22 protein-coding genes and 1 pseudogene are annotated in these 25515 nt (G+C 70.7%); 11 read left to right on the top strand and 12 right to left on the bottom strand.

Annotation, left to right across the window (positions count from 1 at the left end):
• Positions 1 to 33: 33 nt before the first annotated feature.
• The 4 genes from ACIRF9_RS43630 to ACIRF9_RS43645 all read right to left on the bottom strand — a co-directional run bounded on the left by ACIRF9_RS43630 (position 34) and on the right by ACIRF9_RS43645 (position 4526).
• Positions 34 to 639 (bottom strand): hypothetical protein, encoded by a 606-nt coding sequence (locus ACIRF9_RS43630; RefSeq protein ID WP_403834513.1) that lies wholly within the window; start codon positions 637 to 639, stop codon positions 34 to 36.
• 7 nt (positions 640 to 646) lie between these two features.
• A complete protein-coding gene (gene mqnC / locus ACIRF9_RS43635; protein WP_403834515.1) occupies positions 647 to 1846 on the bottom strand; it encodes a cyclic dehypoxanthinyl futalosine synthase in 1200 nt (399 codons plus the stop codon).
• 126 nt (positions 1847 to 1972) lie between these two features.
• Positions 1973 to 2794, bottom strand: a complete 822-nt coding sequence (locus ACIRF9_RS43640; protein WP_403834608.1) for a prepilin peptidase — start codon at positions 2792 to 2794, stop codon at positions 1973 to 1975.
• Between the two features lie 13 nt (positions 2795 to 2807).
• On the bottom strand, positions 2808 to 4526 hold the full coding sequence (locus tag ACIRF9_RS43645; protein WP_403834518.1) for a serine/threonine-protein kinase: 1719 nt from the start codon (positions 4524 to 4526) through the stop codon (positions 2808 to 2810).
• 141 nt (positions 4527 to 4667) lie between these two features.
• Here ACIRF9_RS43645 and ACIRF9_RS43650 point away from each other — a divergent pair, with 141 nt between their 5' ends.
• A complete protein-coding gene (locus tag ACIRF9_RS43650) occupies positions 4668 to 5855 on the top strand; it encodes a Kelch repeat-containing protein (RefSeq protein ID WP_403834521.1) in 1188 nt (395 codons plus the stop codon).
• A gap of 19 nt (positions 5856 to 5874) precedes the next feature.
• Here the strand turns inward: ACIRF9_RS43650 and ACIRF9_RS43655 are convergent, their stop codons facing one another.
• A complete protein-coding gene (locus tag ACIRF9_RS43655) occupies positions 5875 to 6723 on the bottom strand; it encodes a menaquinone biosynthetic enzyme MqnA/MqnD family protein (protein WP_403834523.1) in 849 nt (282 codons plus the stop codon).
• Between the two features lie 286 nt (positions 6724 to 7009).
• Between ACIRF9_RS43655 and ACIRF9_RS43660 the strand changes: the two genes are divergently transcribed.
• Positions 7010 to 7213: a cold-shock protein gene (locus ACIRF9_RS43660; RefSeq protein ID WP_004984723.1), complete on the top strand. Its 204-nt coding sequence runs from the start codon at positions 7010 to 7012 to the stop codon at positions 7211 to 7213.
• Positions 7214 to 7342: 129 nt separating this feature from the next.
• On the opposite strand, the gene ACIRF9_RS43665 is transcribed toward ACIRF9_RS43660, so the two are convergent.
• Positions 7343 to 7915: a helix-turn-helix domain-containing protein gene (locus ACIRF9_RS43665; protein WP_403834526.1), complete on the bottom strand. Its 573-nt coding sequence runs from the start codon at positions 7913 to 7915 to the stop codon at positions 7343 to 7345.
• A gap of 68 nt (positions 7916 to 7983) precedes the next feature.
• Between ACIRF9_RS43665 and ACIRF9_RS43670 the strand changes: the two genes are divergently transcribed.
• The 3 genes from ACIRF9_RS43670 to ACIRF9_RS43680 all read left to right on the top strand — a co-directional run bounded on the left by ACIRF9_RS43670 (position 7984) and on the right by ACIRF9_RS43680 (position 9713).
• Positions 7984 to 8691, top strand: a complete 708-nt coding sequence (locus tag ACIRF9_RS43670) for an AzlC family ABC transporter permease (RefSeq protein WP_403834528.1) — start codon at positions 7984 to 7986, stop codon at positions 8689 to 8691.
• Positions 8688 to 9002 carry an AzlD domain-containing protein gene (locus ACIRF9_RS43675; RefSeq protein WP_403834530.1) on the top strand — a complete coding sequence of 105 codons (315 nt, stop codon included), beginning with the start codon at positions 8688 to 8690 and terminating at the stop codon, positions 9000 to 9002. The genes ACIRF9_RS43670 and ACIRF9_RS43675 overlap by 4 nt, the downstream gene beginning before the upstream one ends.
• A 66-nt stretch (positions 9003 to 9068) precedes the next feature.
• Positions 9069 to 9713, top strand: coding sequence for a class I SAM-dependent methyltransferase (locus ACIRF9_RS43680; RefSeq protein ID WP_403834533.1), 645 nt, complete (start codon positions 9069 to 9071; stop codon positions 9711 to 9713).
• Here ACIRF9_RS43680 and kstD read toward each other — a convergent pair.
• The 3 genes from kstD to ACIRF9_RS43695 form a co-directional block, all read right to left on the bottom strand.
• Positions 9710 to 11497: a 3-oxosteroid 1-dehydrogenase gene (gene kstD / locus ACIRF9_RS43685; RefSeq protein ID WP_403834535.1), complete on the bottom strand. Its 1788-nt coding sequence runs from the start codon at positions 11495 to 11497 to the stop codon at positions 9710 to 9712. The two genes, ACIRF9_RS43680 and kstD, sit on opposite strands and share 4 nt — an antisense overlap.
• Positions 11498 to 11660: 163 nt before the next feature.
• The gene (locus ACIRF9_RS43690; RefSeq protein ID WP_403834538.1) at positions 11661 to 12152 is read right to left on the bottom strand and encodes a peptidylprolyl isomerase; all 492 of its coding nucleotides are present in this window, start codon (positions 12150 to 12152) and stop codon (positions 11661 to 11663) included.
• A gap of 89 nt (positions 12153 to 12241) precedes the next feature.
• Positions 12242 to 12802, bottom strand: a complete 561-nt coding sequence (locus ACIRF9_RS43695; RefSeq protein ID WP_403834541.1) for a DUF6817 domain-containing protein — start codon at positions 12800 to 12802, stop codon at positions 12242 to 12244.
• A gap of 4 nt (positions 12803 to 12806) precedes the next feature.
• Between ACIRF9_RS43695 and ACIRF9_RS43700 the strand changes: the two genes are divergently transcribed.
• The gene (locus tag ACIRF9_RS43700; protein WP_403834543.1) at positions 12807 to 12959 is read left to right on the top strand and encodes a hypothetical protein; all 153 of its coding nucleotides are present in this window, start codon (positions 12807 to 12809) and stop codon (positions 12957 to 12959) included.
• Positions 12960 to 13007: 48 nt separating this feature from the next.
• Here ACIRF9_RS43700 and ACIRF9_RS43705 read toward each other — a convergent pair whose 3' ends face one another.
• Positions 13008 to 13472 carry an ATP-binding protein gene (locus tag ACIRF9_RS43705; protein WP_403834545.1) on the bottom strand — a complete coding sequence of 155 codons (465 nt, stop codon included), beginning with the start codon at positions 13470 to 13472 and terminating at the stop codon, positions 13008 to 13010.
• A gap of 124 nt (positions 13473 to 13596) precedes the next feature.
• Here ACIRF9_RS43705 and ACIRF9_RS43710 point away from each other — a divergent pair, with 124 nt between their 5' ends.
• Together ACIRF9_RS43710 and ACIRF9_RS43715 are read left to right on the top strand one after the other, a co-directional pair.
• Positions 13597 to 14463: a helix-turn-helix domain-containing protein gene (locus tag ACIRF9_RS43710; protein ID WP_403834548.1), complete on the top strand. Its 867-nt coding sequence runs from the start codon at positions 13597 to 13599 to the stop codon at positions 14461 to 14463.
• Entirely contained in the window at positions 14460 to 14705 is a 246-nt protein-coding gene (locus ACIRF9_RS43715; RefSeq protein ID WP_403834551.1) for a DUF397 domain-containing protein, read from the top strand. The genes ACIRF9_RS43710 and ACIRF9_RS43715 overlap by 4 nt, the downstream gene beginning before the upstream one ends.
• Positions 14706 to 15710: 1005 nt before the next feature.
• Here the strand turns inward: ACIRF9_RS43715 and ACIRF9_RS43720 are convergent.
• Positions 15711 to 21794 carry a DNRLRE domain-containing protein gene (locus ACIRF9_RS43720; protein ID WP_403834554.1) on the bottom strand — a complete coding sequence of 2028 codons (6084 nt, stop codon included), beginning with the start codon at positions 21792 to 21794 and terminating at the stop codon, positions 15711 to 15713.
• Positions 21795 to 22165: 371 nt separating this feature from the next.
• On the opposite strand from ACIRF9_RS43720, the pseudogene ACIRF9_RS43725 reads away from it, so the two are divergent.
• The 3 genes and pseudogenes from ACIRF9_RS43725 (at position 22166) to ACIRF9_RS43735 (ending at position 24728) form a co-directional block, all read left to right on the top strand.
• Positions 22166 to 22961 (top strand): annotated as a pseudogene (locus ACIRF9_RS43725) (aminoglycoside phosphotransferase family protein).
• A gap of 94 nt (positions 22962 to 23055) precedes the next feature.
• On the top strand, positions 23056 to 23652 hold the full coding sequence (locus tag ACIRF9_RS43730; RefSeq protein ID WP_403834556.1) for an RNA polymerase sigma factor: 597 nt from the start codon (positions 23056 to 23058) through the stop codon (positions 23650 to 23652).
• On the top strand, positions 23649 to 24728 hold the full coding sequence (locus ACIRF9_RS43735) for a CU044_5270 family protein (protein WP_403834557.1): 1080 nt from the start codon (positions 23649 to 23651) through the stop codon (positions 24726 to 24728). The genes ACIRF9_RS43730 and ACIRF9_RS43735 overlap by 4 nt, the downstream gene beginning before the upstream one ends.
• On the opposite strand, the gene ACIRF9_RS43740 is transcribed toward ACIRF9_RS43735, so the two are convergent.
• Positions 24718 to 25515, bottom strand: a complete 798-nt coding sequence (locus ACIRF9_RS43740; protein WP_403834559.1) for a HEAT repeat domain-containing protein — start codon at positions 25513 to 25515, stop codon at positions 24718 to 24720. The two genes, ACIRF9_RS43735 and ACIRF9_RS43740, sit on opposite strands and share 11 nt — an antisense overlap.

Genomic DNA, 25515 nt, shown 5'->3' on the forward strand with positions numbered 1-25515 from the left:
GTCGCGCAGTTCCCCGCGCCCCTGAGAGGCGGCTCAGCGCCGCCGGTACACCAAGCGCCCCCCGACCACCGTCGCCACGCAGGTCGCCGCCCCGCAGTCGGCGAGGCCGGCCTCGTCCGGGACGTCGAAAACGGCGAACCGGGCGGCGGAGCCCCGCTCCCTCGGGGGTGCGAACTCCACCGGCAGGCCGCAGGCGTACGGGTCCAGGGAGGGCACACCGGCGGGGCGCCCGATCCGGCCGACGACCGCCAGGCCGGAGCGGTGCACGGCGTCCCGTACGGCGCGGTTGCGGAGTTCCTCGCAGGCGGCCGCGATCGTGCCGTTCGCCAGCATGCGCTGCACCCCGCGCCGGGCGCTGGCGCCCCAGCGGGCGTCGTCCATGGCCAGAGCCGCGAGCGCGTCCCCGGTCAGCGGTTCGGTACCGAGTTCGTCGGCCTCGCGCGGATCGGGGTGGTACGCCTCCTCCAGCAGCTCCGTGCCGTGCGGGTTGACCAGTCCGGGGGTGAGGATGCCGGGCCACCGGCGCACGCGCGCCCGTGGACACTCGGCGACCAGCTCCTCCAACGCGCCCGCCGCGGCGATCCACGCGCCGTCGACGGCGAGCGCCCGCCCCTGGGAATCGGCGTGAATCGTCAGCAACGCGGCCCTAGTTGGAGGTGAGGAGCTTCAGCTCGGGGTGGGCCGTGCCGCCCTCGATCGCGGTGGACGAGATGTGGGACATGACCCGCTCGTCGACGGGGTCGTTCGCCGGGTCGTCGTGGACGACGAGGTGCTCGTACGTGGTCGAGCGCTGGGCGGGCACACGGCCCGCCTTGCGGATCAGGTCGATGATCTCGAGGCGGTTGGAGCGGTGCTTGGCGCCGGCCGAGGAGACGACGTTCTCCTCCAGCATGATCGAGCCGAGGTCGTCCGCGCCGTAGTGCAGGGAGAGTTGGCCGACCTCCTTGCCGGTGGTCAGCCAAGAGCCCTGGATGTGCTGGATGTTGTCCATGAACAGCCGGGCGATGGCGATCATCCGCAGGTACTCGAAGAGCGTGGCCTGCGTGCGCCCCTTCAGGTGGTTGTTCTCGGGCTGGTAGGTGTACGGGATGAAGGCGCGGAAGCCGCCCGTCCGGTCCTGTACGTCGCGGATCATGCGCAGGTGCTCGATGCGCTCGGCGTTGGTCTCGCCGGTGCCCATGAGCATGGTGGAGGTGGACTCGACGCCCAGCTTGTGCGCTGCTTCCATGATCTCCAGCCAGCGCTCGCCGGACTCCTTGAGGGGCGCGATCGCCTTGCGGGGGCGCTCGGGGAGCAACTCCGCCCCGGCGCCCGCGAAGGAGTCCAGGCCGGCCGCGTGGATCCGGGTGATGGCCTCCTCGACGGAGACGCCGGAGATCCGCGCCATGTGCTCGACCTCGGACGCCCCCAGCGAGTGGATCACCAGCTGCGGGAACGCCTCCTTGATCGCGGCGAAGTGCTTCTCGTAGTACTCGACGCCGTAGTCCGGGTGGTGCCCGCCCTGGAACATGATCTGGGTGCCGCCGAGTTCGACGGTCTCGGCGCAGCGGCGCAGGATGTCGTCGAGGTCGCGGGTCCAGCCCTTGGCCTTGTCCTTGGGGGCCGCGTAGAAGGCGCAGAACTTGCACGCCGTGACGCACACGTTCGTGTAGTTGATGTTCCGCTCGATGATGTACGTCGCGATGTGCTCGGTCCCGGCGTACTTACGGCGGCGTACGGCGTCGGCGGCGGCGCCCAGCGCGTGCAGGGGCGCGTCGCGGTAGAGGTCGAGCGCCTCCTGCGGGGTGATCCGCCCACCGGCGGCGGCGCGGTCGAGGACGGACTGAAGGTCGGCCTTCTCGGTCACCGGGAGCGTCCCTTTCGTCAAGGGTTAATAGGAACAGGGCGCCAAGCGCCTTCGAAACAAGGGTGGTGGTGGGAGACGGGTGGGCGGACCGAATCAGCCTACGCCAGCCCGTCCGCGCACCTCACCTCAGGCCGAGTACGCGCCGATCAGCAACCCGACGAAGGCCCCCGCGAGCATGAACGGCCCGAACGCGATCGCCGTCCGGCGCCCGGCGCGGCCCGCGACGACGAGCGCGCCGCCGTACAGCGCGCCCAGCAGGAACGCGGCGAACGTGCCCAGCATGACGGTCGGCCAGCCGTACCAGCCGAGGACGGCGCCCGTCCCGAGGGCCAGCTTGACGTCACCGAAGGCGAGGCCGGCCGGGTTGATCAGGTGCAGCACCAGATGGGCGGCGCCGAGGACCAGCGCGCCCAGCAGGGCCGCCGTCCAGCTCCCGGCGTGCTCGGGCAATAGCGCGACCGGGCCGAGGAGGGCGAGGGCGGCGGCCGCGAGGGGGAGGGTGAGCGGGTCGGGCAGCCGCTGCACCCGCAGGTCGACGACGGCCAGCAGCACCCCGACCGGCGCGAGCAACAGCCAGACGCCCAGCTCGGGCCGGAGCCCGGTGGCCGCGCCGAGCGCGGCACAGACGACGGCGGTGACGGCGGGAAGGAGCAGCGCGCCGGGAGCGTACGAGGGGGTCGGGGGCACCGTTGAGAGCCGACCGGCGTCCGCGGTCGCCGGAGGGGGTGCCGGCAGGGGCGGAGACGAGCGAGCACACGGCCCGCATCGCGCCGCCCCCAGCCATCCCCGTACCGGATGCCCGGCCGGGCACGCGGCGCGCCAGCCGGCGTCCGCCTCCTCCGACGGCACGGAGAAGCGGTAGGCGGCCCTCGGCAGCAGTGCGCCCGTCAGCACGCCCCACAGGGCGGCGAAGGCGGTCACCGTGAGGTCGCTGGGCGGTGTGGTCATCATCGAAACGCCCCTACCGTACCTTGGACATGCGCGCCGTCGGATTGCCTTCCGCGCTGCTGTCCGACGTGTACGTCAGGTCGTCGCCGGTCGGGGTGAACCGGATCGTGTGGGGCTCCGGATTGCAGCCGGCGTGGTTGTTCTCGGCCCCCACCGAGTCGGCGACGACCTCCTTCTCCGTCACCTTCTTCAGCGTCAGCGCGTCGACGCAGACCCCGCCGAGCAGATCGGTCTGGCGCAACTCGCCGAGCTTTTCCCCGACGTCGGCCCGCTTGAGGGTCACCCGGAAGGTGCCCATGGGGAGCGTGCCGCCCAGACCGCTGCCCTCGCCCTCCCAGGTGCCGACGTACCGCGCGGGCAGTGCGGTGGGCGCCTCGCCGTCGACGGGGCTGGACGCGGCCGTCGGAACCGAGGAGTGGGCGCCGCTCGCCGTGTCGGAGTTCGTGTCGCCGCCGTCGGCCGGCAGGAGGTCGAACACGAAGACCGAACCGACCGTCACCGCGGCCAGCGCCCCCGCGACCGCCAGCGCGACGGTGCAGCTCAGCCGCCGTCCGCGCCCGCCCTCCCCCGGCGCCGCGGCGGCCGACACGGTGACGGACACCTTCCCGGGACGCTCGGCGGACACGTTCCCGGGACGCTCGGCGGCGGCAACGGCACCGCCACCACCGGTTTCCGGCCGGGCGTCCCGTGGCGCGGGCAGGTCCACCGGCGTCGCGGGGCTCGCGTCCATCACCGGCGGCGGCCCGAACTCCCCCACGGTCACGGGCGCCCCCGCCCCCACCGACGCGCTGCTGAACCCGACCGGCCCGGACGCGACGACGTCGGCCCCCGCGGCCTCCAGATTCAGCAGCTGTACGGCGCTCCGCCCGACCTGTTCGACCAGCGCACCCGGCAGCCACCCGCCCGCCACCAGCCGCGCCGCCCCCTCCGGAGCGAGCCGCCGGGCCACCTCGCCGGGGGCCGGTCGCGCCGACGGGTCCTTGGCCAGGCAGGCCTCGACCACGTCCCGCAGCTCGCCCGCAGCCAGGTCCCCGAGCGCCGGCTCCTCGTGCACGACCTTGTAGAGCAGCGCGGCCGACGAGTCGCCGGGGAAGGGGGGTTCGCCGGTCGCCGCGTACGCCAGCACCGCGCCGAGGGAGAAGACGTCGGCCGCGCCGGACACGCCCTTGCCGAGGATCTGCTCGGGGGCCATGTAGCCGGGCGAGCCGACGGAGACGCCGGTCGAGGTGAGCGAGGCCGTGCCGTCCGTCGCGCGGGCGATGCCGAAGTCGATGAGCAGCGGGCCGTCGACGGTGAGCAGCACGTTGGACGGCTTCACGTCCCGGTGCACCAGGCCCAGCTCGTGCACGGCCGCCAGCGCCTCCGCGAGCCCGGCCCCGAGCACCCGTACGGTGTGCTCGGGCAGCGGCCCCTCGGCGGAGGCGACGGCGGCGGCCAGCGACGGTCCGGCCGCGTACGCCGTCGCCACCCAGGGCACGGCCGCCTCCGGGTCCGCGTCCAGCACCGGCGCGGTCCACGCGCCGCCGACCCGCCTCGCGGCCTCGACCTCGCGCCGGAAGCGGGCACGGAACTCCTCGTCGAGCGCGAGGTGCGGGTGCACGATCTTCACGGCGACCGTGCGGCCACCGGCGCTGCGGCCCAGATAGACACGGCCCATCCCGCCGGCGCCGAGCCGGCCGAGCAGCCGGTAGGGCCCGACGGCGGTGGGTTCGTCGGCTCCCAGCGGCTGCATGACGTTCCCCTCTCCCCGTACACATAAGCATTAGGTCGTATAAGCGATTCATCGCCGTGCTCTGAAAACCCCCGGGGCAATGCTGGCACTGATCCTGACGGACAGTCGCCGGTACGGAAGGACAGAGCAACAGTGAAGATCTTGAGAAGGCCCGCCCCACCCGGGCGTTCGGGCAGACGTCGGCTCGCCGTCGCCGTACTGACCCCCTTGTTCGCCCTGACACCCACGCTCGCGGACGCGCAGGGGGCCTGGCTGACGGTGAAGCCACTGGGCACCGCCCGTTCCCACCTGGCGGCGGCGACCGCGCCGTGCCCCTCCGGCTTCTCCGGTCACAAGGACTCGGACACCTGTGTGTACGCGATCGGCGGCACCTCCAACGGCACCAACGTGCTGGACTCGGTCGAGGCCTACAACCCCGCCACCAACACCTGGATCACCGTGGCATCGCTCGGCACCCCCCGCCGCGACCTGGCAGCCGCGACCGCCCCCTGCCCTGGCAGTGGCGGCGAACACAACAACGGCAACGGAAACGGGAACAACGGCGGCAACAACAACGAGAAGCACAACAGAATCTGCGTGTACGCATACGGCGGCACCTCCAACGGCACCAACACGCTGGAGACGGTCGAGGCCTACAACCCCGCCACCAACACCTGGACGCCCGTTACGCCGATGGAGACCGCGCGCAGAGAGCTCGCCGGCGCGTCCGCCCCCTGCCCGAAGGGGATCTCGGGTCACAAGGACTCGGACACCTGTGTGTACGCGATCGGCGGCACCTCCAACGGCACCAACGTGCTGGACTCGGTCGAGGCCTACAACCCGGCCAAGAACAAGTGGGAGGAGCTGGCCGACCTGCCGACCGGCCGCAGCGGGGCGGCCGCGGCGGCCGCGCCCTGCCCCTCCGTCGTCACCGACCACCCGGAAACCTGCGTGTACGCGCTGGACGGATCGCCCACGGCGCAGAGCCAGGCGGTCGCCTACATCCCCACCGCCAACGTGTGGGCGACCCTGCCCGTCCTGCCCACCGCCCGCAAGGGGCTCGCGGCGGCGGCCGCCCCGTGCCCCGCCGACCGGAAGCAGGGCTGTGTGTACGGGGTGGGCGGCACCGTCGCCGGCACTCCGGTGGGCGCGACGGAGGCCTACCACCCCGCGGTGAACGTGTGGTCGACGCTGCCCCCGCTGCCCACCCCCCGCACCAACCTGGCCGCCGCGACCGCCCCCTGCCCCAAAGGTCTGCACCGGACCTGCGTCTACGCGATCGGCGGCGAGAGCACGAACGGACAGCAACTGAAGGTGCTGAAGACGGTGGAGGCCTTCGCCATCGAGTAGCGACACCGCCCCCGCCCGCTCAGGGCCGCAGCAGTTCCACCTTCACGTCCGCCGGGAAGCCCGTCGTCGGGCCGACCCGGCGGGCGAACTCCGCGACCGCGCTCAGCTGCGGTGCGCCGAAGCGGAAGTCCAGAGTCGTGAAGTACTGCTCCAGCACCCGCTCGTCGAACGCCTCCCAGCGGGCCGCCTGCTCGGCGACCTTGCCGACCTCGTCCAGGGAGAGGTTGCGGGAGGCGAGGAAGGCCTGGTGGACCTCGCGGGTGATGTCCGGCCGTCGTTCCAGGTAGTCCCGGCGGGCCGCCCAGACGGCGAACACGAACGGCAGCCCGGTCCACTCCTTCCAGAGCGTGCCCAGGTCGTGCACCTGGAGCCCGTAGCGCGGCCCGTCGAGCAGGTTGGCCCGCAGCGCCGCGTCGCCGATGAGGACGGCCGCCTCCGCCTCCTGCATCATCAGGCTGAGGTCCGGCGGGCAGGTGTAGTACTCGGGCCGGACGCCGAAACGGTCCGCCAGCAGCAGCTGGGCCAGGCGTACGGAGGTGCGCGAGGTGGAGCCGAGGGCGACGCGGGCGCCGTCCAGCTCCTCCAGGGGGGCCTGCGAGACGATCACGCAGGACATGACCGGGCCGTCGCAGCCGACCGCGATGTCGGGGAAGGCGACCAGGTCGTCGGCGTTCCTGAGGAACTCGACCAGGGTGATGGGCCCGATGTCGAGGTCTCCCTGCACCAGCTGCTCGCTGAGCTTCTCCGGGGTGTCCTTGGTGAGCTCGAAGTCGAGGAGCGTGCCCGTTCTCGCGAGCCCCCAGTACAGGGGCAGGCAGTTCAGGAACTGGATGTGGCCTACGCGCGGCCGGGTGCGAGAATTGTCCACATCGCGAGACTAGACCCGGTGGAGTACCCTTCGAACTCCGACCCCCCGGGTCAACCCCTTCACCGGATGTTCAAACGTCCGGGTGACGTGATCTTGACCTCTATTGCTTTCGGCTGCCCGCGTGCTAGGCTCGCCGCAAGTTGCAGTTTGGTTTCCCTTGCAGTACAGAGCCTGCGGAGCATGTAACCGCGGGCTCTTGACATTTTCAGACGTATGCATTGTGCGGCACTGCTTTCACACTTGCAGGTTCTGGAGCAGGGCAACCCTTTGAGCCCAAGGAGGGCTTATGGCTACCGGAACCGTGAAGTGGTTCAACGCCGAAAAGGGCTTTGGCTTCATCGCCCAGGAAGGCGGCGGCCCCGACGTCTTCGTCCACTACTCCGCGATCAACGCCACGGGTTTCCGTTCCCTCGAGGAGAACCAGCAGGTCTCCTTCGATGTGACGCAGGGCCCGAAGGGTCCGCAGGCGGAGAACGTCACCCCCGTGTGACGATCTCCCCCCTGTGATCGCAGTCTGAAAGCAGTACCCAAGGAGCCCCGCGCCATCCGGCCGGGGCTCCTGCCTTTGTTCTTCTTTCGTTCGCCGGAAATTCACACGTGCCGCTTCACACGTGCCGCTTCACACGTGCTGCATCACGAGCACGAAGGTCGTCCCCGGCACCAGCGCCTCGTACGCATGGGGGATGTCACCCCGATAGGTCAGATAGTCCCCCGGCTCCAGTTCGACGCTTTCTCCGACCGGCCCCGCCTTCACCCTTCCCGTGCTCACGATCAGATGCTCGACCGTGCCGGGAATGTGTGGCTCCGACACCCGGGCGGCGCCCGGCTCGGCCCGCAGGTGGTAGATGTCCCGGCGGGCGCCCGGCGGACTCGCCGACAGCAGCGTCGCCACGTACGGCGCCTGCTCCGAGGCGACCGTCGGCCCCTCCCCCGCCCGGATCACCCGTAGGGCGGGCGCCGGCGGCTCGACCAGCGCGCTGAACGGCACGCCCAGCGCCACGCCCAGCGCCCAGATCGTCTCCATGCTCGGATTGCCGCTCGCCGCCTCCAGTTGCGAGAGCGTGGACTTCGCGATGCCGGCCCGTTTGGCCAGCTCGGTCAGGGAGAGCCCGGCACGGGTGCGCTCACGCCGCAGGGAGGCGGCGATCCAGTCCAGGGGCAGGCGGGAGGGCGGGGGCGCGGCGTCGGACATGTCGTTCGCTCCATCGGTACGTTCGTTCGCCTTGACGAACAGGGGCCATTCTGTTCATTGTAGAAAACATGCGTTCGCCTCAACGAACACCTCGCGCAGTCCCACCCTCCGATGGCCGCATTGGTCCACTTGTCCGCGACAGCTCACTCGTCTGGGTGGCGTCCGGGGTGATCGGCCTCTCCTTCGGGGCGATCTCCGTGGCCGGCGGACTGCCCGTCTGGGTGCCCGTCGTGATGTCCCTGGTGGTGTACGCGGGCTCCGCCCAGTTCAGCGCCGTCGGGGTGCTGCTCGCCGGGGGCGGGCCGCTCGCCGCGGTGGCCACCGGCCTGCTCCTCAACACCCGTACGGCCGCATTCAGCCTCGCGGTCGCCGACCTCCTCGGCCCCGGCCGCGCGACCCGCCTGCTCGGCGCCCATCTGGTGACCGACGAGACGGTCGCCTTCGCCCTCGCCCAGTCGGACCCGGCACGCCGCCGGGCCGCCTTCTGGATCTCCGGCATCGGCCTGTTCGCCGTGTGGAACGCGGGCGTCGTCACCGGCGCGCTCGCCGGGACCGCGCTCGGCGACACGGCCACGTACGGCCTCGACGCCGCCTTCCCCGCCGTACTCGTCGCCCTGGTCCTCCCCGCCCTGCGCGAGGACGCCCGGCTGCGCCGCCCGGCGGCCCTCGGCGCGCTCCTCGCCCTGGCGGCCACACCCGTCCTGCCGGCCGGGGTCCCGGTGCTGCTCGCGCTCGCCGGGCTCCTGCTGTACCGCCGTACGGAGGCCGCCCGATGAACGCGACGGTCGCGATGATCCTGGCACTGGCGGTGGGCACGTACGCCTTCCGGCTGGTCGGGCCGGCGCTGCACGGACGGGTCGAGCTGCCCGCCCGGATGCAGGAGCTGTTGTCCGCGGGGGCCGTCGTCCTGCTCGTCGCCCTGCTGGCCACCGGGGCACTGACCGAGGCCGGGGGCTTCGCCGGCTGGGCGCGCCCGGCCGGGGTGCTGGTGGGGGCGGTGCTGGCCTGGAGGCGGGCGCCGTTCGCGGTGGTGGTGCTGGGGGCGGCGGTGACGGCGGGGGTGCTGCGGGCGGTGGGCGTGGCTTAGGGCCCTGGCCAGAAACCGCCCCGGATCTCCGTCGGCTGTCAGTGGGGCCGGTTAGGGTCCCCGGCCATGACCACCTCCGACTTCCTCACCGCCACCCGCACCTTCTACGACGCGATCGCCGAGGACTACGCCGAGCGCTACCGGGACGAGCTCGCCGAGAGGCCGCTGGAGCGGGCCGTCCTCACCGCGTACGCCGAGCTCGTCGGGGCGGGCGGCCGGGTGGCCGACCTCGGGTGCGGCCCCGGCCGGACGACCGGCTTTCTCGCCTCACGCGGGCTGGAGATGTCCGGCCTCGACCTCTCGGAGTCGATGCTGGCGATCGCGCGGCGCGAGAACCCGGGGATCCGCTTCGAGCAGGGCTCGATGCTGCAGCTCGACCTTCCCGACGGGCAGTTGGCCGGGGTCGTCTCCTTCTACTCCTCCATCCACACCCCTGTGGACGAACTGCCCGCCCTCTTCGCCGAGTTCCACCGCGTGCTCGCCCCCGGCGGCCATCTGCTGCTGGGCTTCCAGGTCGGCGACGAGCCCCGCCACTTCGACCGCCCCTGGGGCCACCCGGTCACCCTCGACTTCGAACGCCGCCGACCGGAGCGGATGACCGAGCTGCTGACGGCGGCCAGCTTCACTCGACTATCGTGCACGGTGCGCGAGGCGGTCCCCGCCTTCGGCGAGTCGACCCCGCACGCCTTCCTCATCCTGCGCAAGCCCTAGAGGACCCCGGCCAGATCCAGCGCCGCGATGTACCCGAACGTCATCGCGGGCCCGATCGTCGAACCGGCGCCGGCGTAGCTGTGTCCCATCACGGCCGCGCTGGCGTTCCCGGCGGCGTACAGCCCCCGGATGACCGAGCCGTCCTCGCGCAGCACCCGCGCCCGGGCGTCGGTGCGCAGGCCGCCCTTGGTGCCGAGGTCGCCGGGGACGATCCGGAAGGCGTGATACGGGGGCAGCCAGAGCGGGGCGAGGCAGGAGTTGGGGAGGACGGTCGGGTCCGTGTAGTAGTGGTCGTAGACGCTGTCGCCGCGCTTGAAGTCGGCGTCCTTGCCCTTCAGGGCGAGGGAGTTGAAGCGGTCGACGGTGGAGCGGAGGGCGGCGGCCGGGACGCCGATCGCGGAGGCCAGGGCGTCGAGGGTCCAGGCCTTGTGGGCGGCGCCGGAGGTGTACCAGTCGGCGGGAAGGGCGAGCGTCGGGGCGACGTCCTTGAAGAGGTACCGGTTGCGGTAGTTCTGGTCGACGATCAGCCAGGCCGGGATGTCGGGCGCGGTCGGATTCCGGTCGTACATGACGTGCACGACATCGCTGTAGGGCGCGGCCTCGTTGACGAAGCGCGCACCGGCCTGGTCGATCAACAGGCCGCCGGGGAGGGTGCGTTCGGCGAGGCAGAAGTAGGGTTCGCCGGGGAGCGGGATCGCCGGGCCCCACCAGGCGTCGTCCATCAGCGCCAGCGCCCCGCCGGCCCGCTGCCCGGCCCGGATCCCGTCCCCGGTGTTCTCCCGCGCCCCGACCGTCCACTCGGTGCCGATCGGCTGCCGCTGGTACTGCGCCCGCATGGCCGCGTCGTGCTCGAACCCGCCGGAGCCGACCACGACCCCGCGCCGGGCGCGTACGAGACCGGCGGCGCCGTCGCGCGTGACGACGGCCCCGGTGACGGCGCCGCCCTCCACTCGCAGATCAGTGAGCGGGGTGTTCAGCCACACCGGCACCTGGGCGGCCAGCAGCCCGGCGCGCAGGCCCGCGGCGAGCGACTGCCCCATGGTGAGCGGCTTCTGCCCGAGCAGCGCGGCCTTCGTGCCCCGCGCCAGGCACTCGACGGCGACGGCGGCTCCCTTCGCCGTGACGGCGGAGAGGGCGAGCCACTTGTAGTCGGCGCTGAAGACGACCATGCCCGCAGGGACCGCCAGGTACGGCGGGTTGAGGCGGGCGAGTTCGGCGCCGAGGACGTTGCCGTCGAGCTGGTCGGGTTCGATGGACCGCCCGTTCGCGAGGCCGCCCGGCAGCTCGGGGTAGTAGTCGCTGTACCCCTCCATCCAGCGGAAGCGCAGCGGGCTGTGGGCCATGACGAGGGAGAGCATGGCGGGGCCGTGCGTGAGGAACGCGGCCTGCCGGTCGGCGGGGACGTCCGCGCCGACCACGGCGGCCAGGTACGTGGCGGCCTTGGCGGGGGTGTCCGGGACGCCGGCGGCGAGGATGACGGGGTTGTTGGGGATCCAGATCCCGGCGCCCGAGCGGGCGGCGGATCCGCCGAAGGTGGCCGCCTTCTCCACGACGACGCAGCTCAGACCCTGTTTCGCGGCGGTCAGCGCGGCGGTCATCCCGGCGGCGCCGGAACCGATGACGACGACGTCGTAGGTGCCGAGGAGGGGGAGGTCGGCGGCCTGCGCCGGGCGGGGCACGGCGGCGAGGGCGAGGCCGGCGCCGGCGCTCGCGCCGAGGACGGTCCTGCGGCGGGGGTGCCGTCGTTCGGGTTGACGTCTCACGGGGTCCGCGCTCGTGGCCATGGCCGCTCCCAGACATAAGGACGGGTCCTGGACAGGTCTTGGTCAGGTCCTGGACGGGTCCGGAATGTCGCGCGGGGGTCTTGTGAAGTCAAGGGCCGTGCGGAGGGCGGGGCCCGGAAGGGGCGCCCGCCCGCCGCACTGCTGTGGTGCTGTCTCAGACGTCTCAGACGGTGCCGGAGGCCGCGATGGTGACCTTGGCCGAGGTGCGGCCGGACTGGCTGCCCAGGCCCTCGATCGTCTTGACGATGTCCAGGCCCTCGACAACCTCGCCGAAGACGACGTGCTTGCCGTCCAGCCAGGGGGTCAGAACGGTGGTGATGAAGAACTGCGAGCCGTTGGTGTTGCGGCCGGCGTTCGCCATGCTGAGCAGGCCCGCACGGTCGTGCTTGAGCTGGAAGTTCTCGTCCTCGAACTTCTCGCCGTAGATGCTCTTGCCGCCGGTGCCGTCGCCCCGGGTGAAGTCGCCGCCCTGGAGCATGAACTCCGGGATGACGCGGTGGAAGGACGAACCGGCGTAGCCGTAGCCGTGCGCGCCCGTGGCGAGCTCGCGGAAGTTGCGGGCGGTCTTGGGCACGACGTCGTCGTACAGCTTGAAGACGATGCGCCCTGCGGGCTTGTCGTTGATGGTGATGTCGAAGTAAACGTTCTCGCTCATGAGGCCCATAATTCCTCGGTTCGGCCGTGGACCGGTAATCCGGCACGGTGGGCAGCCGCCCGGAGGCCGCGCGTGGCCCTAGGACAGGCCTACGCCTGGGCCCCGCCCAGCACCACCCGGCAGTCCTCGCGGGCCGCCTCGCTCAGCAGCGGGCCGAAGCGGTTGAACAGGGCCGACAGCTGCGGGCCCCACCGCTCGCGGAAGGCGGGATCGTGGGCGGCGAGGTCGATCTCGTTCGCCGCGGTGAGCTCCGCGAAGTCGGCGAGCGCGGGTGGCGCCGGGGTGAGGACGGCGCCGGTGAAGCGGTCGTGGAAGGGGGAGTCCGGGCCCGTCAGCGTCGGATACGTGGCCTTCCGGTCGCAGGAGGCGTAGAAGTACACGGCCGCCTCGGCCTCACGACCGATCACCTCGGCGGCCTCGGTACGGCGGGCCGGCGGCAGCAGCGCCTCGGGGAAGCCGTCGGTGCCGTAGAGGGCGTGGCAGAGGCCGGCCAGCTGGAGGGCGGGGCGGGCGTGCCAGTCTGCAAGTCGGGAGCGGACGCGGCGCAGATGGGCGAGGAGGGTGCCGCCGGGGTGGGTCATGTCCTCGGCGCCCAGGCCGGTCAGCAGGTCCTCGGCGCGGGCGATGCGTGAGTCGTCGTCGTAGGTCACGGAGGTGAACCTTTCCCTCGAACTCCCGCTCAACCCGGGCAACTCGGCCGGTAGCGTGCCCGGGGTGAGCGACGAAGCCGTACGACTGTCTCCCGTCCGTGAGGACGATCTGCCGGTGCTGGAGCGGTTCCTGTTGGATCCCGGGGCCGCGGGATAGAGGCCGACACGGAACTGGAGAACCTGGCCGGTGGCGGGACGTCGTTTCCTACGGCGTTCTCCGGGACGACACGCTCTGAGGCAGCTGCATCTCGGCCCACACCGTCTTGCCCACGTTCCGCTCCGTGACTCCCCAGGCGGTGGCCAGGACGGTGACGACGATCAGCCCCCGGCCGCCCTCCGAATCCGCCTCCCGCACGATCCGCAGCCCGCGGTCGCCCCGCGCGTCGCTCACCTCGACACGGAGCGTGTCCTCCGCGAGGAGCAGCAGCCGCAGCTCGAAGTCCCGGCCGGGTACGCGCCCGTGCGTGACGGCGTTGGCGGCGAGCTCGGCGACGATCTGCTGAGCGGTGCGGCTCGCCTCGCCGTCGTACGGGTGGCCCCACTCCACGAGCTGCTGCTGCGTGAGGCGCCGGGCGAGACGGGCACCGCGGGGGGTGGAGCTGAGACGCAGGGTCATCTCCCCTAGGGGATAAATCGGGGTGGGGGTCTGGGTGGAGATTTCGGAGTTCACCTGACTGAGCGTGGCCGCTTGTATCTACCCTGGCCAGGGGCGACTTGGCGACTCTGTGTAGCCGTACGGCTGCGGTGGGGTGCGTGTACGGGTCGTCGACCGTGAGCACGAAGGCGTGAGGGCGGTGACGTACGTGACGGATGAGCGCAGGCCGGAGACACCGGCGGAGGCCGACGGGACGACAGGGCTGCTGACGGCTCTGGGCAAGATGCTGAAACTCCTGCGCGAGCGGAAGGGGTTGACGCAGAAGGAGTTCGGCGAGCTGGTGGGGTACGGGCCGGATGCCATCTCCGCGATGGAGCGGGGGGTACGGACGATCCGGCCGGAGGTGCTGGAGAAGGCGGACGAGCTCTTGGAGGCCGGGGGGCTGTTGTTGCAGGCGATCCCGGAGCTGAGGGAGGCGATGGCCAAGGTTCGGACGCGGCATCCGGAGTGGTATCGGGGGTATGCGGCGCTGGAAGCGGAGGCGGTCGAGCTGCACCACTACTGCAGTTATGCGATGCACGGCCTCCTACAGACTGAACAGCACGCTCATGCGGTGTTCGCAAAGCGACGGCCCGTCATGAACGAGGAGATGATCGAGAAGCGGGTTGCCGACCGGCTCGAACGGCAACTGCTCTTCGAACGCTGGCCTTCGCCAATCATCAGCTACGTGCTGGAAGAAGTCGTGCTGGACAGGCCAGTCGGCGGGCGGAAGGTCCATGCTGAACAGCTGCGTCGCCTGCTGCATGTCAGTGCCAACCGGAACGTCGAGCTTCAGGTGATGCCGACCGGCGTGGAGGAACACCCCAACATGGACGGCTCGTTCAACCTGCTGATCCCCAAGAAGCATGCCCAGGTGGCGTACACGGAGATCCAGGGATACCCCCGGCTGATCACCGACCCGGAGGAGGTCCGGAAGATCGCCGACCGCTATGGAATCATGCGAGCAATGGCTCTCTCGCCCAGAGAGTCACGGGTGTTGATCGAGAAGAAGCTGGAGGAGCTATGAACAGCGAGAAGCTCACCTGGTTCAAGTCCAGCTACAGCGGTGGCGAGGGCGGCGATTGCGTCGAAGCCGCCTACACCTGGCGCAAGTCCACGCACAGCGACGGCGGCGGCGGCGAATGCCTCGAAGTCGCCACCTGCCCCCACACCATCCACATCCGCGACTCCAAGCACCCCACCGGCCCCCACCTCACCCTCTCCTCCCCCGCCTGGGCCGAGTTCCTCGTCTTCGCCGCCGGCCGCTGACAGCGAAGGGCCCGCCGATGGTGAGCGGCCACCAGGGGGACCCCTGCCTCTATGACGGCCGCCCTCGCGTACGCGAGCCGGCACCCCGGCGACGATCCCTCATCCCACCGGCTGTCCGGCGCTGAACGTCCTTGCGGTGCTGTACGACCACCAAGACTGCGAACAGCGCGGGAAAGACCGCGAGCCGCAAGACGCCCCCCGCCAGATCGCGTTGCCGCTCGCTGTCGGTGAGCCACGCCCAGAGCGCACCACCGGTGCAGAGCACCACGGACAGGGAGAGCAGCAGCACGGCCGCTCTCCCCGCCGCGGTCGACATGAACCGACTCACTCGCCCACCCTTCCGTACCGCCGGAAGTGCAGCTGGGCCGTGATGACGGCCACAGCCTCAAGGACGGGGGACGCGCAGAGCAGCAACAGCCTCACGGTTCTCTCATCTTCCTGGAAGATCCAGACGGTCAAGCCGAGAAGCCATACGCAGATCCCCGCGACCCCGAAGGCCAGCGAGGCCCTGCCCACGGACGATGAGCGGAACGGTCTGGCAGCCGGTCGCCGGGTCCGGCTCCCCCTCGACGGTCTACTGGTGCCTGGCACAGGCGGGCACCAGGACATAGGGCTTCACAGTCGTCGTTCCTCTCTTGGAGAACGTGGGCTGTCGTGGATCCTCCTGCCATCAGCCGCTGACGGCGACGGGCCCACCGCCGGTGCGACGGTGGGCCCGGGCTCTCAGGACCTCCGACACTCAGTCAGAGGATTCGCTCTCCGCGTCCTCGAGTGATTCGAGTTGCCGGTGATGGAGCCGCGCGAGAGGAATACCTGATGCCACGACGACAGCGGCCGCAAGTATGAGGTACCGCCCGCCGGATGATCCCTGGTCCCAGGAGAGCACCACCCACACGGCTCCCCCGATCACCATGGCCACGCCCGTCAAACAGAGGGCGACGGACATCCTGCCAGGCAGGGAAGAGAAGATGGATCTCTTGGACGATGTGTTTTCCATGCCCGTCCTCACTGATGCCAGACGTATGCGTACCCGGTGTGGTAGCGAACTATTTTGATCCCTCTCCTGGGCCAGTACTTGAGAAGCCAGAGGATGTACTGGCCGAAGGCGGCAGCGGCCGCGGCGACCACCGCTCCCGCTCCCCAGGAGGCGGCCACACTGGCATGGGCGATGGTTTGGAGATACCCGGCAACCGTACCGATCGCCGGACTGGTGAGAGTAAGCAGGTCCGCCAGCATGTTCGCATGCCTGCGCTTCAGCTTGATGACGCATTTCGTCCAACCGCAGGAAAACCCGGTCTTGTTGTACTTCTTGATGGGCTTTCGGCCGTCAAGGTCGTACTTGTTCACCGGGTCCGTGGGATACCCGTAGGCATTCGGCCCGGCGCCGTACACCGGATCCACGCTGAGGAAGCGTCCTGTCGCGGGGTCGTACAGACGCAGGCCCATGAGGGTCAGTCCGCTGAGGGTGCGGGTCGACCTCTGGTGGCTGCCCAGGGCTCCGTAGGTGGTGGCCGCGGTGTCCGATGACGGGTTGCCGTACTCGTCGTAGTGCTGGACCGTGCTGGCCACCGCGGTGTCCAGGGGCTGCTGGACGGCGATGTCGCCGTGCAGGTTGGCGAGTTGCAGCACGATGTCGCCGGTCGCCGAGGAGGTGGCGGCGAGGGTGCCCGTGATGTCCGTGATGTTGCGGCTGACGGTGCTGTCGGTCTGGGCCCAGGCCGGGCTGTCTCCGATGTTGCCGTAGTGGTTGGTGATGGTGCCGCTCGTGCTCCACGTCCCGTCGGTCGCCTGGGTCTGGGCCGTCTGGACGGCGAGCCGTCCGGCGGCGTCCAGGGTCCAGGCGTTGCGGCTGGTGCCGAGCGTCTCGGACGCGACCAGGTCGTTGGTGTAGTACGCCAGGGTGGTGCTGCCGCTGGTGGTGGTGCGGCCGAAGGCGTCGTAGACGTGGTCGGAGTCCACCAGGCGGTCGGCCGAGTCGTAGGTGTACGACGTGGTGGCCGTGGTGGCGTCGTCGGTGCTGCTGTCGCAGTCGTCGGACGAGGTGTTCAGCGCGGTGCGATTGCTGTTCGCGTCGAAGGTGTAGGCACGGCTGGTGCAGCCGGTGCTGGTGGTGTCGGCGGCCTGGGTGAGGCGGCCTGCGCTGTCGTAGGTGTAGTCGGTACGAGTGGTGGAGCCGTTGGTCTGTGTGTGGCCGGCCTGGCGGCCGTCGATCGTGTGGCCGGCGGTGTCGGAGACGACGGTGGTGCCGTCCGAGGTGGTGTAGGTGCGGCCGGTCGTCTGTCCGGCCGGGTCGGTGGTGATCGTGAGGGTGTAGGCGCCGGGCAGGGTCTCGGAGGTGAGGGTGCCGTCGGCGTCGTAGGAGGCGGTGAAGGAACCTGCGACGGAGTCCGTCATGGTCTTGAGACTGCCTGCGGTGCCGTAGGCATAGGTGACGGTGGACGGGGCCGAGTCGGTGGTCTTCACCGGTCGGTTCAGGACGTCGTACGCGGTGGTGGTGGTATTGCCCGCTCCGTCGTCGTACGAGGTCTGGCGACCCAGGTCGTCGTATCCGTTGACGATGATCTGCCCGTTCGAGGAGCGGGTGGCGATCTGCCCGTTGTCCTCGTCGTAGGTGATGGTGGTGGCCGGTGTCTGTTCGCCCTTGCCGCCGGTGACGGTTGTACCGGTCGGGCGGCCGGCCTCGTCGACCGTGGTGGCGGTCGTACGGGTCACGTCGTTCGCGGTTTCGGTTTGGGTGGCGACCTGGCCCCAGCGCTCGTAGGTGTAGACAGTGGTGACTGCTTCGGTGGGGTTGTCTCCGCCGCCGGTGATCGCGGCCGCGGGCGACGTGCGGCACAGCAGACCGTCCCACTCGACGGAGGCACAGGTACCGGCGGCGTCCGCGTCGTAGTAGGTGTACACCAGTGTGCCCGCGTCGGAGCCCGAGGAGCCGGCAGTGCGGCTGGTGGCCACCCGGCCGGCGTCGTCGTAGGTTCGCACCGTGGTGACGGGCTCGCCGCCAGTGCTGGACTTCTGTCCGCCGGTGGACCAGTCATAGGTCGCCGTGGACACCGTGGTGTCGGCGTCGGTGGCGTAGCCGGGAAGCGCGGCGCCGGTGGTGACGGTCGTCACGAGGTCCGAGACGGTGGCGCCGGCGGGCTTGTTCTCGTCGTAGGTGTACGACGTGTGCGTGCGTGCCGGCATGACCGTGCCGGCTGCCAGAGTGGACTCGGCGGTGGTACCGGCCAGTTCTGCGGTGAGGGTGACCTCGTGCAGTGGGCCGTACTCGTCGGTGAGGCGCTGCCCGTCCGTCGAGTACACCGACACCGTGGCCAGTTGCCGGGCACGGTCGGTGGTGGACAGGTCGGTCAGGCCCAGCTGTGCGAGCACGTCCGAGGCGCCTGACGAAGTGCCGAGGGCCAGCTCGCGGTTGGTGGCGGTGAGTTCGGCGACCGTGTTGCCGTACTCGTCGTACTCGGTGGTGGTGACGGAGCCACCGGGAGAGGCCGTGTTGGTCTCGTCGCCGTTCGCATTGATGTAGGTGAGGGTGGCGCGGCCGTATGAAGAAGCCGTCAGCTCGCTTCCGGTGTGGGAGGCGGGGACACTGTCAGCAGGGAAGACGGCGGTGGCGTCGGTGGGCGCGTCGTCCTGGGCCCAGGTGGCCACAGTCGTGGCGTCCATCTGGTACGGCGCGGTCGTCCCGGACAGTGGCACGTCGTAGACGACGGAGGTGACCGCTGTGCCCGAGGTGGTCGTGTCCGACCCCTCGGCCAGCGCCGGGCGGGACGCCCTGAGCAGCATGCCCGCGCCCGCGGTCAGGGCGGAACCGGCCTTGCCGTAGGTGAACGTCCAGGGGAGTTCACCGGCCGGGGTGAGCGTCTCGACGCGGCCGTCGGAGTCGTATCCGTACTGCGTCTTCAGTGCGGGGCTGATCCGCGGGTCCCACACCTGGCGGAGCCGTCCGGAGGAGCCGTAGGCGTAGGAGGCGAGGGTCTCGGCGGTGGCGGCGGAGGCACCCGGAGTGGTGGCCCACAGCCTGATCGCCTTGACCTGGCCCTTGTAGTCGCCGACCACGCTGTCGGTGGCGGTGGTGGAGTCCGCGTAGACGAACTCCAGGACCCGGCAGCCCTTCGTCGACCGGGTCGTCTGGCAGGTGGTGGCCGCGACCGCACCGGTCGGGGAGACCACGTACTTCGGGCGGGCCAGCGCGCCCGTGTCATCGGTCTCCGAGAAGACGGTGACGGTCGAGTCGTCCACCGCGGTGGCCGTGGTGGACAGCGTCCAGGTCGGGACCGTGGTCGCCGCCTTCTCGAACACAACGGTGGTCGCGTCGGTGTCGGCCAGAACGAACGTCTCGCCGGACAGAGAGCCGGTCAGGGTCAGTGTCTCCGCGCCCGTCTCGGGCTGCCAGCCGCCGCCCGAGGTCGCGGTGAAGGCGATCGTGCTGCCGTCCGCGGACAGCAGCTCCACCGAGGTGCCGGACGTCTCGCGGAGCTGCGTGTAGTCGCTGACCGCACCGGTGATCGAGGAGGTCCAGCCGGGACCGAAGATCTCCGCCTGTCCCTCGGTGTCGGTGTCGTTGGCGCGGGAGGAGTACGTGCGCTCCACGCTCGCCTCGAACGCCGAAGCGTCGGTGGCCGAGAGGGTGTAGTCACCGGTCAGCTGGTTGACCTCGCCCGGTCCGACAGCGGCGGTGGGCGCGGTGCCCGCGTCGCGGTCGAGGGTGACCTCGACGGTCTGGGAGTGGCCGGTGGTGCTGCCGTCGGTGAAGGCGGCGCGCAGTTCGATCACGCCGTCCTCGTCCAGCGAGGCGACGGTGTTCCACACCAGTGTGGTCGCGGTGCCGGCGGTGACGGCGACCGGCCAGGAGGAGACGCTCTGACCGGAGGCGGTGATGTCGTCCACCGGCACGGTGTGCCAGGAGTCCTCCTCGCCTCGCCGGTACTGCCACGTGACCCCGCTGTAGCTGGTCAGGCCCTTGGCGGCGAGGGTGAGGCGGCGAGCGGTGTCGTCGCCGTCCTGCGGGGACAGGATGGCCGCGCCGTCGGCCCCGACGCCGAAGCTGTAGGCGGTGGTGGCGGTGGAGAGGTTCCCGCCGGAGTCGACCGTGCGGGCGTAGAGCGTGTGCCAGCCGTTCGCCGGGTCGATGGAGACATTCTGCGCATCGCCGCCGGTGCCGTTGGTGGTGTCCAGCTTCTTGTTCGGCAGCGAGGAGTCGTCCAGACCCCAGTGGTAGCCGGCGCCGTCGGAGGACGAGGTGTCGATCGTGCAGGACACGGCGCTGGAGGCCTTCGCCGTCCAGCCGTTCTCCGTGTACGTGTCACAGGTGACCGTCGGCGCGGCGGGCTTGCCGGTGTTCATCACGAAGGTCGTGTAGCCGGACCAGGAGCCGTAGTCCGTGCCGTCGTACGCGCGCGCCCGGTAGCGCAGGTGGACGCCGGCCGGGAAGGCGGAGGCCGAGGGAACGGTGAGCGTGGAGGTGGAGCCGGAGGCCACCGTCTTGCCGTACGCCGTGTAGGAGTATGTGGTGTCCGCGTAGGCCGGGTCGGCCGTGATCTCGTACTGCGCCTGGGCGTTGGCGCCGTCCGCGTCGGTGACCTTCGACGACAGCGTCGGGGTCAGCGACGTGACGTAGCGCTTGCCGTTGTAGGCGTTGACCTGTGACGGTGAGATGGCGGTGGAGCTCGGCACCGCCGGATAGGAGTTGTACGTCACCGTCAGGTGCGGCTCGGTGGAGCCGTCGCCGGAGACGTAGTTGGCCGAGCGGAAGCGGCGCCAGGTCAGCGAGTCGGTCTCGCTCGCGCCCGCGATCCGGATGCCGTAGTTGGACGATCCGTCCGCCCAGGCCTGGACGATGGCGTCGATGTCGAAGTTCATCGTGCCGGCGGGACAGTCGGACGAGTAGCCCTTGGCCGCGGTGTTGGTGATCGCGCCGGTCGAGGTCGTGGAGGGCTGGTCGGACCAGGTGATGTCCGAGGACGACCAGGACGAGGTGATCCGCCGTACCTGCGTGCCGGCTCCGGACGTCGAGCAGGTCGACGAGTAGTACGAGTACAGCGCCAGGTTGGTGTCGGTGATGTGCTTGCCCTTGAACGCCGACACGTCGAACTTCAGGTAGGAGCGGGCCTTCGTCGTCCCGGCATCGTACGTGCCCGACTTCAGCTCGGCCGAGGAGACCTGCGAGTCGGTGTAGTTGGTGGCCACCCAGGTGTCCGTGGTGACGGCGAGGGTGGAGGTCGGGTCGACGGTGACCGGATAGGTGAGGTCCTGCGCGAAGTAGTCCGCGTCGGGCGTCAGGATCAGGGTCTGCGAGCCGTCGTCGGCCGTCTCGACCTTCGTGGCCACCTTCGCCTGGTATCTGGACTCACCAGAGGCGCTGTCCTTGCTGGAGTCCCACATCATCGGTGCCGGAGCCTCGGCGACCAGCTTGCCGTCGGTGTCCTTCAGCAGCAGGTGGCCGGAGTCCGCCACCGACAACGTCAGGCCCTTCAGCGCCAGGGGTATGCGGTACTCCGGAGCCGAGTCTGGCGCCTTGTCCAGGAGGATATTCTGGCTGAAGCCCTGGGCGAGCGCGGTAACGGTGAGGGTCTGGTCGTCACCGAGGTCGTAGGACGCGGTGTCGTCCTCCACCGACGGGGTCGGGAGCTTCGACTCCCAGCCCAGACCGAAGGACTTGCTCCCCTTGGTCACGGACGCCAGCGCGGTGTCTCCGCCATCGGAGACATCGATGTCCGCCGCCGCCACATCCGGCGTCAGCGACGCACCCGTGTCCGACAGAGCCGTGTCGATGTCCCGCCAGACACCTCCCACCTGCTGCCGCACAGGCCCGGCGTAGGTGGACGTCTGCAGTTCCCCGCTGGGCAGCGCGTACGTCGTCGAGGTCGCGGTCCGCTCCGACGTCACCTCGATCTTGCGGTCCTGCAGACGGGCCATCAGCAGCGCCGCCGCCACCGAATCGGCCGCCGATGCGGTCGACTTCGTGTCGGATGCGGCGGTCACCTGTGTCGTTTCGAGGTCGCCGACAGCAAAGGCCATCCCCGATTCCAGTGACACGAGTACCGCCTCGGCCGCGAGCACGGCGGCCGTCGCCAGCGCCGTACGTCTCAGCAAAGCGCGCGAACTTCTCGCTCGCCCCCCTGAGACCGGGAAGAACCGTCTCCCCCTGAGTCTCATTCACCACTCCTGCTGTTACTTCGTGACGCCCACTGCGAAACGAAGGACCTGATCAAAAGTCAGGAATCTGTGAAGAGATGTCATCGGCCAGGTCACAGCACGATCAAAAGAACACCATGGAGCTTTCCTCGCTCTTGACTCAACTGGACGAAGAAAAAAGGGCGGTCCGAAGTCCATGAACAACCAGTGCTTTCCCTGTACGACATATCAACCAGAGACCGATCAGTCGCGCGAATGCGACAGTGCACGGGGCCTGCCGAAGCAGTGCTCATTGTTATTCGCTTGTGACACCTTGCGAGAATGGCGACGTGATCGATATTCCGAAGTCGTTCGTCCGACATACCAAAGAACAGGAAGGCGACGCCGGGACACGCTGGATGGCCGGGTTGCCCTGAGCCCGATGCCTTCGCCGCCTGGGACGGGCGCGGGGCCGTACGGCTGTTCGCGCGTGACGACCCGCGGTTCGCGATGCTGCTGGAGCGGGCCCGGACCACGTCCCTCGCCGAGGTGGAGGACATCGACGAGGTCGCCGTCGTCGCGGGGAGGATCAGCCGCAGGCTCGCCGTGCCGGCACCGACGGGGCTGCCCCGGATGCGGGACATGGCCATCGAGTGGGAAGAGGAACTCCGGCTGGACCGGGACGAGTTGGCGCACTCCGTCTCCGACCGGTCCGTCGACGCCGCCCTGGCCACCGTACGGGAGTTGGGGCCGTCGCAGCCCGATCTCCTCGTCCATGGCGATCTGCACGCGCGGAACATCCTGCGCGGCGAGCGCGAGCCGTGGCTGGCCGTCGATCCCAAGGGGTGGGTGGGGGACCCGGCGTACGACGCGGGCACCCTCCTCAAGGCGCTCTCCCTGCGCTTCCTGCACCTCGGCGACCCCGGCGACCTGCGTCGGGCCGCTCACCGGATCCTGGACCTGTTCGCCGAGGCCGCCGGGCTCGATCGCGAACGCGTCGGGCGGTGGGCGCAGTTCCAGGTCGTGCAGGCCTGTTTCTGGGGTCGGCGGCACGGGTTCCGGCGCGCACGCCGTGGTGCCGAACTGGATCGCGTCATCCGCTTCGCGGACCGGCTCGCGGAGGTGCTCACCCCGGGGCGCGCGTGAGCCGTGGGGATTCCGTGAACCCGATTCCCGTCAGTCGGCAAGTGCTGAGTGAACGCTGTGCACTTCCTCTGGCCCTGCGACCCACGGACCGTCCATGACTGACTCCGATGCCGTACTGATGGCGGCGTCGCTCGACGAACCCGAGCGCTTCGCGGTGCTGTTCGACCGCCATGCGCCCACCATCCACCAGTACGTCGCCCGACGCCTCGGGCGGGACGCGGCCGACGACGTCACCGCGGAGACCTTCCTGACGGCCTTCCGGATCCGCGCCCGCTACGACAGCGAGCGGGCCGGTGTCCGCCCCTGGCTGTACGGCATCGCCGCCAAGCTGATCAGCCGGCACCGGCGGGAGGAGGTGAAGGCGCTGAGGCTGCTCGCCCGCACCGGGCACGACCCGGTGGCCGAGAGCTGGGCCGACTCCGCCGACGACCGGGTGGCCGCGCAGGCCGTCTCCCGGCCCCTGGCCAAGGCGCTGGCCAGGCTCTCCGAGGGCGACCGGCACGCCCTGCTGCTGTTCGCCTGGGCCGACTTCACCTATCTGGAGATCGCCGAGGCCCTGGACATCCCGGTGGGCACCGTACGGTCCCGGCTCAACCGGGCCCGCCGGAAGCTGCGCGCGGCGACGGGCGTGCACAGCCCTTTCAACGAACCGTTCGAACCGCAGCAGCTCCCGGAAGGTGACCTCGTATGAACGACGTGAACGAGCCGGCCGTCGTCCGTGCCCTGCGCGCCGACGCCCCTCTCCCCGACAGCGGGCGTCTCGCGCCCCAGCGGGCGCTGCTGAGCGAGGCGGTCCGGCGGGAGGCGGCCGGGGAGAGCGCCCTCGCCGTACGCGCCCGGCCTCCCCGGCGACGGATCGTCCTGGTGGCCGTCGCCGCGTCCCTCGTCGTGACCGGCACCCTGGTGGCCGTCCTCCCCGGCGACGGCCCGACCGCCCCCGGTACCACCGCCGCGCAGCCCCCCGCCTCGGGCGGCCATCTGCTGTCCGCCCGGGCCTCCGCCGACACGCTCGAACTGGCCGCCGCCACGGTGGAGAAGCTCGGCGCCACCGAACCCGGACCCAAGCAGTGGGTCTACGAGAAGTCCACGTCGATCGGCGACGACGGCACCACGGGAGAGCACTGGACCCGCTGGGACGGCACGGGCGAGGCCTGGCTGCCCGGTCATCCGCGCGGCACCGAGGACCTGGAAAACTTCGACCCGGACAAACTCCAGGTCTGGTACGGACCGAACCAGGAGGAGAAGTGGAAGAAGGAGGGCTACGACGACCGCTCGCAGCGCCAGTTCTACCGCTTCCTCGCGACCCTCCCCAGCGATCCCGACCGCATGCTGGCGGCCATCCGCAAGGAGCATGCCATCGGTGACATCGAGGGCGAGACACAGGCGCAGCGCGACTGGCGGGAGATCGACGTGCTGTACCGGTCGGTGCTGATCCCTCCGAACGCGCAGGCGGGACTCTTCCGAGCACTCGCGAAGATCCCCGGGGCCCGGGTGGAGACGGGCATCAAGGACCCCATCGGGCGCCGGGCCATCGGCGTGATGGTGAACTACGCCGAGCCCTCCCCCTCGGGCCACCAGGGCAAGCAGGAGCTGTACTTCGACCCGGAGACGTACGCCTACCTGGGCGAGGAGAGCAACGCCGCGCCGTTCCCGACCGACGGGGACGGGCCCCCGATGTCACCCGATGCCCTCGCCGACATCGAAGTCCGCAACGCCTGGGGAGTCGTCGACAAGCCCGGCGAGCGCCCGAAGACGGCTACTCCCTGACCGCCTCCACCGCCTCCCGCACCTCCCCCACCGGATCATCGGCGAGGCGGTCCAGCAGTTCGGCGACACCCGGTGTGGACCAGCCGGCGACCGCCCACACCAGTTCCTCCCGCACGGTCGGGTCGGGATGGTCGGTGAGCCGGGCGAGGGCGGGCAACGGTCCGCGTCGGCGTCGCGCGAACCAGTGCAGTACCTCCCGCAGGACGACCGGATCCCCGGGGTCACCGGCCCCGGCGAGCCGGGCGAGCAGCTCCCTGGGCGGCGGTGGGGGACCGTCCAGGGGGTGCGGGTGCCGCTCGCGCAGGCGGCGGCCGCCGTACTCGCCGCGCACCCGGCAGCCGAGGCAGGTGCAGGGGCGGGTGCCGTGGGCGTCCGGCCAGTGGCGCCAGCCCACCACCTGGGGAGCCCGGCGCACCCGGTGGATCTCGCCCGGCCGCACCGCGCGCGGCAGGAACACCTCCCACCCGCGCGGATCGTCCAGCGCCGCGACCCGCCGCACGGCCTCGGCCGCGGTGACGGCGGCCTGCGCCTCCCGTGCCCGGTCCGTGTACCGCCCGACCAGCACCGGCTCACCGTCGTCCAGTCGTAGGTGCACGGCCACCAGCCCGCCCCGGCTGCCCGAGCGGGCCAGCTCCCGCAGCCACTGGTGGGTGAGGGTGTACGAGGGCAGCACCGGGAAGCAGTAGACCCCGCGCAGCCCGCCCTGCCCGTGGCTCACCGCACGGATCCCGGCCCGGCGGATCCGGGGCGCGTCGCCCGCCGAGGTCAGGTGTACGAACCTCGCCAT

This window comes from Streptomyces sp. NPDC096132, from assembly GCF_044763345.1.
GTDB lineage: Bacteria > Actinomycetota > Actinomycetes > Streptomycetales > Streptomycetaceae > Streptomyces.